At 71.2% G+C, this 12,863-nt stretch carries 9 protein-coding genes; 7 read left to right on the top strand and 2 right to left on the bottom strand.

Features of this window, described 5'->3' with window-relative positions; translation table 11 throughout:
- Window positions 1–63: 63 nt before the first annotated feature.
- Window positions 64–1,371 carry an isocitrate lyase gene (gene aceA, locus BLT21_RS05285; protein WP_091500122.1) on the bottom strand — a complete coding sequence of 436 codons (1,308 nt, stop codon included), beginning with the start codon at window positions 1,369–1,371 and terminating at the stop codon, window positions 64–66.
- 131 nt (window positions 1,372–1,502) lie between these two features.
- Here aceA and BLT21_RS05280 point away from each other — a divergent pair, with 131 nt between their 5' ends.
- On the top strand, window positions 1,503–2,987 hold the full coding sequence (locus tag BLT21_RS05280) for a helix-turn-helix transcriptional regulator (protein ID WP_371113420.1): 1,485 nt from the start codon (window positions 1,503–1,505) through the stop codon (window positions 2,985–2,987).
- Between the two features lie 114 nt (window positions 2,988–3,101).
- On the opposite strand, the gene BLT21_RS05275 is transcribed toward BLT21_RS05280, so the two are convergent.
- Window positions 3,102–4,628, bottom strand: a complete 1,527-nt coding sequence (locus BLT21_RS05275; protein WP_091500120.1) for a PucR family transcriptional regulator — start codon at window positions 4,626–4,628, stop codon at window positions 3,102–3,104.
- 90 nt (window positions 4,629–4,718) lie between these two features.
- Here BLT21_RS05275 and gabT point away from each other — a divergent pair, with 90 nt between their 5' ends.
- The 6 genes from gabT to BLT21_RS05245 are packed head-to-tail and all read left to right on the top strand — an operon-like array spanning window position 4,719 to window position 12,845.
- On the top strand, window positions 4,719–6,077 hold the full coding sequence (gabT, locus tag BLT21_RS05270) for a 4-aminobutyrate--2-oxoglutarate transaminase (RefSeq protein ID WP_176786815.1): 1,359 nt from the start codon (window positions 4,719–4,721) through the stop codon (window positions 6,075–6,077).
- A gap of 2 nt (window positions 6,078–6,079) precedes the next feature.
- Entirely contained in the window at window positions 6,080–7,576 is a 1,497-nt protein-coding gene (locus BLT21_RS05265; RefSeq protein WP_091500114.1) for an amino acid permease, read from the top strand.
- Entirely contained in the window at window positions 7,569–8,927 is a 1,359-nt protein-coding gene (locus tag BLT21_RS05260) for a flavin monoamine oxidase family protein (RefSeq protein WP_091500112.1), read from the top strand. The genes BLT21_RS05265 and BLT21_RS05260 overlap by 8 nt, the downstream gene beginning before the upstream one ends.
- Entirely contained in the window at window positions 8,924–9,826 is a 903-nt protein-coding gene (locus BLT21_RS05255; protein WP_091500110.1) for a universal stress protein, read from the top strand. Before BLT21_RS05260 ends, BLT21_RS05255 begins: the two co-directional genes overlap by 4 nt.
- A complete protein-coding gene (locus tag BLT21_RS05250) occupies window positions 9,823–11,382 on the top strand; it encodes an APC family permease (protein ID WP_091500108.1) in 1,560 nt (519 codons plus the stop codon). The genes BLT21_RS05255 and BLT21_RS05250 overlap by 4 nt, the downstream gene beginning before the upstream one ends.
- On the top strand, window positions 11,379–12,845 hold the full coding sequence (locus BLT21_RS05245; RefSeq protein ID WP_091500106.1) for an NAD-dependent succinate-semialdehyde dehydrogenase: 1,467 nt from the start codon (window positions 11,379–11,381) through the stop codon (window positions 12,843–12,845). The genes BLT21_RS05250 and BLT21_RS05245 overlap by 4 nt, the downstream gene beginning before the upstream one ends.
- The last annotated feature ends 18 nt before the right edge of the window (window positions 12,846–12,863 follow it).

Here is a 12,863-nt window from a genome sequence, read left to right as displayed (position 1 = left end):
AAGTTGCGGATGCAGAGGGCTCCGGATCGGCGTTTTCGGGCGAGTCGACGAGGTGGGGATGGGTCAGAACTGGGATGCCTCGGTCGATCCGGCCAGGGCGAGGGTGGCGCTGTCGGGGTTGAGCGCCGTCGAGAGGGCGTCGAAGTAGCCGGTGCCGGCTTCGCGCTGGTGGCGCGTCGCGGTGTAGCCGTGAGCCTCGGCGTCGAACTCCGCCTGCTGCAGCTCGACGTACGCGCTCATGGCCCGGTCGGCGTAGCCCCGGGCGAGTTCGAACATCGAGTGGTTCACGGCGTGGAATCCGGCGAGGGTGATGAACTGGAACCGGTACCCCAGCTCGGCCAGCTCGGCCTGGAACGTCGCGATCTGCGCGTCGCTGAGGTGCCGCCTCCAGTTGAAGCTCGGCGAGCAGTTGTAGGCGAGCAGCTTGCCGGGATGCTCGGCGTGGACGGCCGCCGCGAACTCGCGGGCGAGCTCGATGTCGGGCTCGCCGGTCTCGACCCACAGCAGATCGGCGTACGGCGCGAACGCGAGACCGCGTGCGATGACGGCGTCGATCCCGGGGCGCGTGCGGTGGAAGCCCTCACTCGTGCGCTCGCCGGTGAGGAAGGGGCGGTCGCGCTCGTCGACGTCGCTCGTGATGAGGTCGGCGCCGAGCGCGTCGGTGCGGGCGATCACGATCGCCGGGACGCCCGCGACATCCCCCGCCAGGCGCGCGGCGTTGAGCGTGCGGATGTGCTGCGCGGTGGGCACGAGCACCTTGCCGCCGAGGTGGCCGCACTTCTTCTCGCTCGCGAGCTGGTCCTCCCAGTGGGTGCCGGCGGCGCCCGCGGCGATGAGGGATGCCGCGAGCTCGTAGGCGTTCAGCGGTCCGCCGAACCCCGCCTCGCCGTCCGCGACGATCGGGGCGAGCCAGTCGCGCGTGCGGCTGCCCTCGGCATGCTCGATCTGGTCCTGCCGGAGCAGCGCGTTGGTGACGCGCCGGACGACGGCGGGCACCGAGTTGGCGGGGTAGAGGCTCTGATCGGGGTAGGTCTGGCCCGCGAGGTTGGCGTCGGCCGCGACCTGCCAGCCCGAGAGGTAGATCGCCTTCAGACCCGCGCGCACCTGCTGCACGGCCTGGCCGCCCGTGTATGCGCCGAGCGCGCGGACGTACTCCTCGGTGTGCAGCAGGTTCCACAGCGACTCCGCGCCGCGTCGTGCGAGGGTGGCGTCCTCGCGCACGGAGCCCCGGAGCCGGATGACGTCGTCGGCGCTGAAGGTGCGCTCGATGCCGTCCCACCGGGGGTCGCTCCGCCACAGCTCCTCGAGCTCGGCGGCGGTCTGGATCTGGTCGCCGGGCCGCAGCGGACCCGGAGCGGGAATCGTGGTCATCTCGGTCTCCTTCGTCGGAACGGGCTGCTCTGCCCGTCGTGGAGACCACTGTGGGCGAACTTGTCGGCGTGCTCCCGGCGCATCCGCAGAGAAGATCGAGCGATCTTCTGCTTTCGTGACAGAATCCCGCCATGACGCGCGAGGATGCCGTCGCCGCCGGAGGCCCGGCGCCCGACGATGAGGACATGGACGCCTTCACGATCGGTCGCCGCATCCGGCAGATCCGTACCGGGCGGGGGATGACCCTCGACGACCTCGCAGCTGCCGTCGGTCGCGCTCCGAGCCAGCTCTCCATGATCGAGAACGGTCGACGCGAACCCAAGCTGTCGCTGCTGCGGACGATCGCGCGTGCGCTCGGCTCGTCGCTCGACGCCCTCCTCGAGTCCGAAGAGCTCGATCCTCGAGCGGCGCTCGAGATCGAGGTCGCGCGGGCCATGGCGGGTCCGACGTTCCGCAGCGCCGGGATCACGCCGTTCCGCATCCCGCGCGCGGTGCCCGACGAGGCGCTTCGTGCGCTCCTCGCTTTGCAGGGCGAGATCGAGCGGCTGCACGACGAGCGCGCGGCGACCCCCGAGGAGGCTCGCCGCGCGAACATCGCCCTCCGGCGGCTCATGCGGAAGCAGGACAACCACTTCCCTGACCTCGAGCGCCAGGCGCGCGAGCTTCTCGCGGCCGTCGGACATCCCGGCGGGCCCGTCACGCAGCGCACCGCGAGCGACATCGCCGCCCACCTCGGTTTCAGCATCCACCACGTCGCGGATCTGCCGCAGACGACCCGCAGCGTGGCCGACCTCGCCCACGGGCGGCTCTACCTGTCGAGCCGGCTGTCGGGGGCCGGCCCGGCCGACCCGCGCACCGCGGTGCTGCAGGCGCTGTCGAGCCGCATCCTCGGCCACACCGAGCCGACCAGCTACGACGAGTTCCTGCGTCAGCGCGTCGAGACCAACTACCTGACCGGAGCGCTGCTGATCCCCGAGTCGGATGCCGCGCCGGCGCTGCGCGAGGCGAAGGAGCGGCGTGCGATCTCGATCGAGGATCTGCGCGACGCCTACTCCGTCTCGTACGAGACAGCAGCGCACCGCTTCACCAATCTCGCGACGCAGCACCTCGGCATCCCGGTGCACTTCCTCAAGGTCCACGAGTCGGGCACCATCACCAAGGCGTACGAGAACGACGACGTCGACTTCCCGACCGACCGCCTGGGCGCGATCGAGGGGCAGCTGTGCTGCCGCGAGTGGACGAGTCGGGCGGTGTTCGAGGTCGACGACCGCTTCAACCCCTATTACCAGTACACCGATACGGCGAACGGGACCTACTGGTGCACCGCCCGGGTCGAGCACTCGAGCGAGGGCGCGCACTCGATCAGCGTCGGTGTGCGCTTCGACGACACGAAGTGGTTCCTCGGACGCGACACGGCCCACCGCGGCGTGTCGCGACACTCGGTCGACGTCTGCTGCCGGCGCGCGCCGGTCGAGCTCGAGGAACGGTGGCGGACGTCTGCGTGGCCGAACGTCAAGACGCCCCGGACGCTGCTCGCGACCCTGCCGACGGGCGCCTTCCCGGGCGTCGACACGACCGACCTGTATGCGTTCCTCGAGGCGCACGCCCCGTCCTGATCCGCGCGGACCCCGTCGAGTCGCCACGAACTGCGGATGCGGCGGGGGTGGGACCCACCATTTGTGGCGAGTCGACGGAGGGGGATGGGGCTGGGCTGGGGGGTGGGGATGGGGTCAGGGGGAGAGGCGCAGCGCGGTCCAGACGGCGGCGCGATCGGCGAAGGTCGACAGGTCGCGGCCGAGCAGGCGCTGGGCGAGGGCGATGCGCGTGCGCACCGTGTGCCGGTGCACGCCGAGCGCGCGGGCCGTGGCCTCGTGCGCGCCGTCGTGGTCGAGCCAGGCGGCGAGCGTGGCCTCGAGAGCCGTGCCGTGCCGGGCGTCATGATTGCGGAGCGCGACGAGCTCGGCCCCGGCGCGTGCCCGGGCGGATGCTGTCGCGAGGTCGTCGAGCAGGTCGCCCGGCGCGTCCGCGACGTCGGTCGCCGCGCCCGGCAGGCCGCGATCGCGGGCGAGACGGGCGCGATCGCGGGCGGCCGGCAGGTCGGGGTCGGCGGGCGCCGCCGCGGTGCCGAGCCGCCAGGTGAGTCGCCCGGCGATCTCGTCGAGCATCGTGCGGTCGGCCGCCGAGACGATCAGGAGGACGCCGTCCGCGTCGCGACCGTAGAAGAGCCGGCCCGTCGCGGCGTGGTGATCGAGCAGCTCGCGCGACCCGGTCGGCGCGAGGGCGTCCGCGACGGCCACGGTGTACGGCGCGGCCGGAAAGCCACCCCACGCGTCCGTCGCGACGTCGCGCGCGAGCCCCAGGTGACCCTCGACCATCAGGTCCACGAGGGCGGCGCGCAGCCGGCTCCACGCCCCCGCCGTCATCCGCCGCTGCTCCAGGGCGAGCCCCGTCGTGGCGACCACGGCCGTGACGACCGCGCGGGCGTCCTGGTCGAGCTCGGCGCCGGCGGTCACCAGCACACCGCGCTGTCCGCCCGAACCGAGGGTCTGCAGGGTGACCGGGCGTCCGGCCAGACGCATCGCCGCCCCGGTGCCGCCGCCGCGCCTCAGCAGCGCCGCGGCCTCGTCGTCGACCGCGCGTCGGAGCTCGTCGTCCGCCGCCCATCCCGGTGCTGCGTGAGCGTGGGTGCGGGCTCCCGACGCGTCGTAGAGTCCGACCCACGCGTCCAGCTGGCGTGCCAGCTCGGCGAGGGTCGCGTCGAAGCCGTCGGGACGCAGCGCCGCGAGCGCGAGGGAGCGTTGGGCGTCGAGCGCCCAGCTGCGCCGCGCGTAGGCCTGAGCCGCGATGGCCTCGGCCGCCGCGCGCGCGACGGCGATGAAGGGCGTCCGGTAGGGCACCTCGAACAGGGGCATGCCGACGGATACGCACGCGGCTCGCAGCGGATCGGGGATGCCGTCGCGTACGACTTCGGTGCCGAAGCCGAGCCCCCGCACGCCGCGGTCGCGCAGGCGCCGGACGTACCCGATCGCCGCGTCGTCGGCATCCGCTCCGGCATCGCCGGCGAACTGCGTGCCCGTCGTGAGCAGCACCACCTCCTCGGAAAGGAAGGGCGTGGGGTCGGCGAGGTCCGAGCTGTGCACCCACCGCACCGGCAGATCGAGCGCAGCGTCGTCGGCCGGCGTCGCGAGGTGCAGGTCGAGCTCGCGACGCGCGAGGAGAGCGCGGATCGTGGGCGGGGCGGCGGCGGCAGCGGGCATCGGCATCCTGTACGACGCGTCGATAAGAGGTGCACTCACTGTACAGCCCGGCGAATGCGAGCCGGGGGAAAGCCGTCTTACTGTCGCGGGATGAGCACCTCGACTCCGACGCCGACCATCCCCCTCGGCGGCCCGACCCTCCCGCAGGAGCGCCGCGTCGTCACCGCGATCCCCGGACCCCGTTCGGAGGAGCTGCTGGCCCGCAAGGCCGCCGCCGTTCCCGCGGGAGTAGGGCACACCGCCCCGATCCACGCTGTCGCCGCGGGCGGGGGCGTCGTCGTCGATGCCGACGGGAACTCCCTCATCGACCTCGGCTCGGGTATCGCGGTCACCTCGGTCGGCAACGCGCACCCCGCTGTCGTCGCGGCCGTGCAGGCGCAGGTGGCGCAGTTCACGCACACCTGCTTCATGATCTCGCCGTACGAGTCGTACGTCGCGGTCGCCGAGGCGCTGAACCGGCTGACCCCCGGCGACCACGAGAAGAAGACGGCCCTGTTCAACTCGGGCGCCGAGGCCGTCGAGAACGCCGTGAAGATCGCCCGCAAGGCGACCGGCCGCTCCGCGGTCGTCGCGTTCGACCACGGTTACCACGGTCGCACCAACCTCACGATGGCACTGACGGCGAAGTCGATGCCCTACAAGAGCGGCTTCGGACCCTTCGCGCCCGAGGTCTACCGCGCTCCGCTGTCGTATCCGTTCCGCGACGGACTCTCGGGTCCGGATGCCGCGGCCCGGGCGATCTCGCAGATCGAGAAGCAGATCGGAGCCGACAACCTGGCGGCCGTCATCATCGAGCCCATCCAGGGCGAGGGTGGCTTCATCGTTCCCGCCGACGGCTTCCTGCCTGCGGTCGCGGACTGGTGCCGCGAGAACGGGGTCGTCTTCATCGCCGACGAGGTGCAGACCGGGTTCGCCCGCACCGGCGCCATGTTCGCCAGCGAGCACTTCGGCATCGTCCCCGACCTCATCACGACCGCGAAGGGCATCGCCGCGGGCCTGCCGCTCGCTGCCGTGACCGGTCGCGCCGACCTCATGGACGCCTCTCACCCCGGCGGGCTGGGCGGCACGTACGGCGGCAACCCGGTCGCCTGCGCCGCCGCGCTCGCCTCGATCGACGCGTTCGAGAACGACGGCCTGATCGAGCGCGCTCAGGAGATCGGCTCGCTCCTGACGGGGCGGCTGACCGCGCTCCGCGAGAGCGACCCCCGCGTCGGCGACGTGCGCGGTCTGGGTGCCATGATCGCCGCGGAGTTCGTCGACCCGACGACCGGCGCGCCCGACGCGGCGCTCACGTCCGCCGTCGCAAAGGCCTGCATCGCCGAGGGCGTCATCGTGCTCACGTGCGGCACCTACGGCAACGTCATCCGGTTCCTGCCGCCGCTCTCGATCGGCGACGAGCTGCTCCACGAGGGCCTCGACGTCGTCGCCGCCGCGCTCGGACGGCTCTGAGCGTGGCCGCCCCGAGCTCCAGCGGCTGGGAGAACCCGGTCTCGCCCGAGACGTCCGCCGGGCTCGGGGCGGTGACGAAGGCGCGCTCGAACAAGCTGCGCTCCCGTCACGTCACGATGATCACCCTCGGGGGGATCATCGGCGCGAGCCTGTTCGTCGGCTCCGGCAACGTGATCCGCACCGTGGGGCCCGCCGCCGTGGTGTCGTATCTCATCGGCGGTCTGCTCGTCTTCCTGGCGATGCGGATGCTCGGCGAGATGGCGGCTTCGCGTCCCGCCATCGGCTCGTTCATGGAGTACGCCCGGGTGGGTCTCGGCGACTGGGCGGCCTACCTCGTCGGGTGGCTGTACTGGTACTTCTGGGTCGGTGTGCTCGCCTACGAAGCGGTGCTCGGCGGCGAGACGATGCACACCTGGTTCCCCGCCGTGCCGTCGTGGGCGTGGTCGCTCGTCCTGCTCGCCGTGTTCGTCGGCACCAACGTCATCTCGGTGCGGACCTTCGGCGAGGTCGAGTTCTGGCTCGCGAGCATCAAGGTCCTCGCGATCGTCGTGTTCCTCGGCGCGGGCATCCTCTTCGCCCTCGGGCTGTGGCCCGACGCGACCTTCGCCGTCCCGAACCTCTGGGAGCACGGCGGGTTCGCCCCCAACGGCATCGGCGTCGCGTTCACGGGGGTCGCGCTGGTGATCTTCTCGTACTTCGGAACCGAGATCGCCGTCATGGCCTCGGCCGAGTCGGTCGACCCAGCCAAGGGCATCAAGCAGGCCACCAGCACCATCATCTGGCGCATCCTGCTGTTCTTCGTGGGCTCGGTCCTCGTGATCGTCGCCGTCGTGCCCTGGGACGAGCTGCCCGCGCCGACGGACGTCGCGAACGCGCCGTTCACCGTCGCGCTCTCGCGGTTCGGCATCCCCGGCGCGGACGTCATCATGCAGCTGGTGATCTTCACGGCCGTCATCTCGGTGCTGAACTCGGGCCTCTACTCGGCCTCGCGGATGTTCTCGGCCCTCGCCGAGAAGGGCTTCGCGCCGAAGGCGGTCGCGAAGAAGTCGCGCAACGGCGTGCCGATCATGGCGCTGCTGGCATCCACGATCGGCGGGCTCATCGCCACCCTCGTGAACTTCATCGCCCCCGGCTCGGGCATCTTCGACTTCATCATGAACTCGGCGGGCCTCGTCGCCCTGTTCGTGTACGTGTTCATCGCCCTCACGCAGATGCGGCTCCGGCAGCGGATGACGCCCGACGAGGTCGCCGCGCTCAAGCTGAAGATGTGGCTGCACCCGTGGCTCAACATCCTCCTCGTCGTCGCGATCGCGGCCGTCGTGGTCGTCATGCTCACGACGGAGTCGGGCCGATCGCAGGTGTGGACGAGTCTGATCGCGACCGGTGTACTACTGGTGTTCTGGCCGCTCGTGCGTCGCAACCTCCGCGCGCGTCGGCTCGACCGGGAGAGTGTCGTCCCGGTCTCGGGTTCTGCCAACGAAGGAGTCGGAAATGACTGAGATCACCCGTGACGTCGCGATCGTCGGAGCCGGCGCGGCCGGGCTGACCGCGGCCAACGATCTGCGCAAGGCCGGCCTGTCGGTCGTCGTGCTCGAGGCCCGCGACCGCGTCGGCGGACGGCTGTGGACCGACGAGATCGACGGTGCCCTGCTCGAGCTCGGCGGGCAGTGGGTCTCACCCGACCAGCACGCGCTCATCGAGACCCTCGCCGACCTCGGACTCGACACCTACTCGCGCTACCGCGAGGGGGACAGTGTGTACGTCGGCGCGGACGGCGAGGCGAGGCGCTTCACGGGCGAGATGTTCCCGGTCGCCCCCGAGACCGAGCGCGTCATCGACGAGATCACCGCGCGCCTCGATGCCATGGTCGCCGAGATCGACCCCGACCGCCCGTGGGCGCACGAGAAGGCGGCCGAGTGGGACCGCATCTCGTGGGACGCCTGGCTGCGCGAGCAGACCGACGACGACGAGGCCGTGCGCAACCTCGCCTTCGCGACGGGATCGGCCATGCTGACCAAGCCGACGCACACCTTCTCGCTGCTCCAGTCGCTGCTCATGGCCGCCTCGGCGGGGTCGTACTCGCACCTGGTCGACGCGGACTTCATCCTCGACAAGCGCGTCGTGGGCGGTCTGCAGCGGGTGCCGCTCCGACTCGCCGAACGCCTCGGTGAGGACGTGCTGCTCGAGCAGCCGGTGCGCTCGATCGAGTACTCCGGCTCCGGTGCCGTCGTCCGCACCGACGAGCTGACGGTTCGCGCGCGTCACGTCGTGCTCGCGCTGGCCCCCGTGCTCTACAACCGCATCTCGTTCTCGCCGCCTCTGCCGCGCCTGAAGCACCAGATGCACCAGCACTTCTCGATGGGCTTCGTCATCAAGGTGCACGCCGTCTACGACCGGCCGTTCTGGCGCGAACAGGGACTGTCGGGCACGGCCTTCAGCCCGTACGAACTCGCCCACGAGGCGTACGACAACACCAACCACGGCGACGAGCGCGGCACCCTCGTCGGCTTCGTGTCCGACCAGAACGCCGACGACCTCTTCCGTCTCTCCGCCGACGAGCGGCGCGAGCGCATCCTCGAGTCGCTGTCGCACTACTACGGTCCCGAGGCGAAGAACCCGGTCGTGTACTACGAGAGCGACTGGGGCAGCGAGGAGTGGACGCGCGGCGCCTACGCCGCGAGCTTCGACCTCGGTGGTCTGACCCGGTACGGCGCCGAGCAGCTCGAGCTCGTCGCGCCGCTCCACGTCGCCTGCAGCGACCTCGCGGGGCTCGGCTACCAGCACGTCGACGGCGCGATCCGGATGGGCCACCGCGTCGCCGACGAGATCCTCGCCGCGGACCGGGCATGAGCGCCTCGGCATCGGCCGACCGCATCGTCGTGGGGTACACCGCGACGAAGGCGGGACGGGATGCCGTGGCCTTCGCGAGTCGTCTCGCGTCGGCGTCGGCGGCATCCCTGCACCTCGTGCTCGTGCTGCCCGCCCAGAAGCCGGGTGTCGTGCCGCCCGACGCCGGCTACGAGCGCCTGCTGCGCGAGCAGGCTGCGGGCTGGCTGCGGGAGGGCGCCGAGGGGGTGCCCGACGGCATCCCGCACCGGGCGCATGTCCGCTACGGCGAGTCCGTCGCGGCGGGACTCGTCGACACCGCCGACGAGCTCGGAGCCTCGCTCATCGTCGTCGGCGCTGCCGACGGCGGTCATCGCGGGCGGCACCGCCTCGGCACGACGACGACCGAGCTCGTGCACTCCTCCGACGTGCCCGTCGCGCTCGTGCCCCGCGGCGCTCGTCGCGTGCCCGCGGAGACCGGCATCACGCGCCTCACGGCGGCCGTGGGGGAGCGCGAGGGGACCGAGCTGCTCGTGGCGGAGACGATCCGCCTGGCCGCCGCCGTCTCGACCCCCGTGCGACTGCTGTCGCTGGTCGCCCTCGACCTGCCCGCGGGCCTCGACACCGGTGCGATCCGCACGGTGGGAGAGACCCACGCGCAGGAGGTGCTCGACGAGGTCCGCTCGGCGCTTCCCGCCGAGACCGACGTGTCGGCCGTGGTCGCGGCGGGTGAGGGGATCGAAGACGCCGCCTCGCACCTGGAGTGGGAGGCGGGCGAGGTCGTGCTCGTCGGGTCGAGCCGTCTTGCTCAGCCGCGCCGTCTCTTCCTCGGCTCGACGGCCGCGCGGATGCTGCGCGTCGTGACCGCCCCCATGATCGTGGTGCCCCGCACCCGCAGCGAGCGCGAAGGAGCGAGCGCATGACCCGTGCAGACGAGACAGGCGTGCCCGCGGGCGACCCCGTCACCGGAGGTATCTCCCGCAAGGGCCTGAGCGCGGGGACGGTCGGCCTCATCGGCGCCGTCGTCATCGGCATCTCGTGCATCGCGCCCGCCTACACGTTCACGGCGGCCGTGGGCCCGACAGCGTCCGTCGTGGGCACGCAGGTGCCCGCGATCGTGCTCGTCGGGTTCATCCCGATGCTGCTCGTCGCGTTCGGCTATCGCGAGCTCAACAACCGGATGCCCGACTCGGGCACGAGCTTCACCTGGGCGACGCGCGCCTTCGGCCCGTGGATCGGCTGGATGGCGGGCTGGGGACTCGTCGCCGCGACCATCCTCGTGCTGTCCAACCTCGCGGGGGTAGCGGTCGATTTCCTCTTCCTGCTCATTGCCCAGCTGACGGGGCAGGAGTCGATCGCCGGGCTCGCGTCGATCGTCTGGATCAACGTCCTCGTGTGCGTGCTGTTCGTCGCCGGCGCGACCTACATCTCGTACCGCGACATGCAGACGACGCAGAAGCTCCAGTACGGGCTCGTCGCCTTCCAGGTGGTGGTGCTCGTGCTGTTCGCGGTCGCCGCCATCGTCGAGGCCGTCTCGGGCAACGCGTTCGACGCGACGGCCTTCGACTGGTCGTGGTTCAACCCGTTCGCGGTGCCGACGTTCAGCGCGTTCGCCGCGGGTCTGTCGCTGTCGATCTTCATCTTCTGGGGGTGGGACGTGACCCTGACGATGAACGAGGAGACGAAGGACCCCGAGCGCACGCCCGGCCGGGCGGCCACCATCACGGTCGTCATGATCGTCGCCCTCTACCTGCTGCTCGCGATCGCGATGATCATGTTCGCCGGCGTCGGCACGGGAGAGCTGGGCCTCGGCAACGAGGACATCCAGGAGAACGTCTTCTTCCACCTGTCGGGCCCGATCCTCGGCCCGCTGGCGTTCCTCGTCTCGCTCGCGGTGCTCACGAGCTCGGCCTCGTCGCTGCAGTCGACCTTCGTCGGACCGGCCCGCACCCTGCTGGCCATGGGCCACTACGGCGCCCTGCCCGAAAAGTTCGCCAAGGTCAGCCCGCGGTTCTTCACGCCCGGTTACGCCACGATCGTCTCGGCCGTCGTCGCCTCGGGGTTCTACGTCGTGATGCGCATCGTCAGCGAGAACGTGCTGTGGGACACGATCCTCGCGCTCGGCATGATGATCTGCTTCTACTACGGCCTCACCGCGTTCGCCTGCGTCTGGTACTTCCGCAAGCAGTGGTTCGACTCGGTGCGGAACGTCTTCTTCACGTTCCTGTTCCCGCTCGTGGGCGGCGTGATCCTCGCGGTGCTGTTCGTCACGACCCTCATCGACACGATGGACCCGGCCTACGGCAGCGGCTCGCAGGTCGGCGGCGTGGGCCTGGTGTTCATCCTCGGCGTCGGGGTCATCCTCGTCGGTGTCGTCGTGATGGTGTGGCAGGCCGTGAGGCGCCCCGCGTTCTTCCGGGGCGAGACTTTGACCAAGGACGCGCCGGTCAGCCGGCGCTCGAGAGGAGTGGCGCGATGACGCACGAGGACGAGACACGACTGCTGGCGGGAATCGAGCGAGGGCTCTTCATCGGCGGCGAGTGGGTGGACGCGGAGGGCGGCGCGACGTTCGCGGTCACCGATCCCTCGACGGGCCGGACGCTGATCGAGATCGCCGACGCGTCCCCGGCCGACGGCATCCGTGCCCTCGACGCGGCCGTCGCCGCTCAGGAAGCGTGGGCCGCCACCGCTCCGCGGGTCCGCAGCGACATCCTCCGCCGCGCGTTCGACCTCGTGCAGGAGCGCAAGGAGGACCTGGCGCTGCTGATGACCCTCGAGATGGGCAAGCCCCTCGCCGAGGCGCGCGGCGAAGTGGGCTACGGCGGCGAGTTCCTGCGGTGGTTCAGCGAGGAGGCGGTGCGCATCACGGGACGCTACGGCCTGAACCCCGAGGGCACCGGTCGGATGGTCGTCTCGCAGCGGCCCGTCGGCCCCTCGTTCTTCATCACGCCGTGGAACTTCCCGCTGGCGATGGCCACGCGCAAGATCGCCCCCGCCCTCGCCGCCGGGTGCACCGTCGTCGTGAAGCCGGCGGCACTCACGCCGCTGACGACGACGCTGTTCGTGCAGATCCTGCAGGAGGCCGGCCTGCCGGCGGGCGTGGTGAACATCGTGAACGCGACGCGCGCGAGCGAGGTCGCCGCCCCGATCATCGCCGACCCGCGGCTGCGCAAGCTCTCGTTCACGGGGTCCACGCCGGTCGGTCGCAAACTCATCGAACAGGCCGCGGAGGGCGTGCTGCGGGTGTCAATGGAGCTCGGCGGCAACGCGCCCTTCGTCGTGTTCGACGACGCCGACCTCGATTCGGCCGTCGAGGGCGCCATGCTCGCGAAGTTCCGGAACATCGGGCAGGCGTGCACGGCGGCCAACCGCTTCATCGTGCACGAGTCGGTCGCCGACGAGTTCGCCGACCGGCTCACCGAGCGCGTCTCGGCGATGCGGATCGGCCGCGGCACCGAGGACGGCGTGCAGATCGGACCGCTCATCGACGAGAAGGCCGTCGCCAAGACGGGCGCACTCGTCGACGACGCGGTCGCGCGGGGCGCCACGGTGCGCACCGGCGGCTCGGCGATCGACGGCGAGGGCACCTTCTTCGAGCCGACCGTGGTCACCGAAGTCGCTGCGGGCAGTGACATCCTCCGCGAGGAGATCTTCGGGCCCGTGCTCGCCATCGCGACCTTCGCCGACGAGGACGAGGCGGTGCGACTCGCGAACGACACCGAGTACGGACTGGTCTCGTACGTCTTCACCCGGGACCTCGCCCGGGGCCACCGGATGATCGACCGGCTCGAGACCGGCATGATGGGGCTCAACGTCGGGGTCGTCTCGAATGCCGCGGCCCCGTTCGGAGGGGTCAAGCAGTCGGGTATCGGACGCGAGGGCGGGCTCGAGGGAATCCACGAGTACCTGTCCACGAAGTACACCCTGATCCCGGCCGACTGAGCTCACGAACGACCGAGC

This window comes from Microbacterium sp. cf332 (assembly GCF_900102175.1).
Lineage (GTDB): Bacteria > Actinomycetota > Actinomycetes > Actinomycetales > Microbacteriaceae > Microbacterium.
This window is presented reverse-complemented; position numbering and strand designations above follow the sequence as displayed.

What these genes read in the sequence shown, in the direction of transcription:
- gabT (WP_176786815.1), top strand. Translation starts at nt 4,719, where the DNA reads ATGAGCACCTCGACTCCGACGCCGACCATCCCCCTCGGCGGCCCGACC.
- BLT21_RS05255 (WP_091500110.1), top strand. Translation starts at nt 8,924, where the DNA reads ATGAGCGCCTCGGCATCGGCCGACCGCATCGTCGTGGGGTACACCGCG.
- BLT21_RS05275 (WP_091500120.1), bottom strand. Translation starts at nt 4,628, where the DNA reads ATGCCCGCTGCCGCCGCCGCCCCGCCCACGATCCGCGCTCTCCTCGCG.
- BLT21_RS05260 (WP_091500112.1), top strand. Translation starts at nt 7,569, where the DNA reads ATGACTGAGATCACCCGTGACGTCGCGATCGTCGGAGCCGGCGCGGCC.
- aceA (WP_091500122.1), bottom strand. Translation starts at nt 1,371, where the DNA reads ATGACCACGATTCCCGCTCCGGGTCCGCTGCGGCCCGGCGACCAGATC.
- BLT21_RS05280 (WP_371113420.1), top strand. Translation starts at nt 1,503, where the DNA reads ATGACGCGCGAGGATGCCGTCGCCGCCGGAGGCCCGGCGCCCGACGAT.
- BLT21_RS05250 (WP_091500108.1), top strand. Translation starts at nt 9,823, where the DNA reads ATGACCCGTGCAGACGAGACAGGCGTGCCCGCGGGCGACCCCGTCACC.
- BLT21_RS05245 (WP_091500106.1), top strand. Translation starts at nt 11,379, where the DNA reads ATGACGCACGAGGACGAGACACGACTGCTGGCGGGAATCGAGCGAGGG.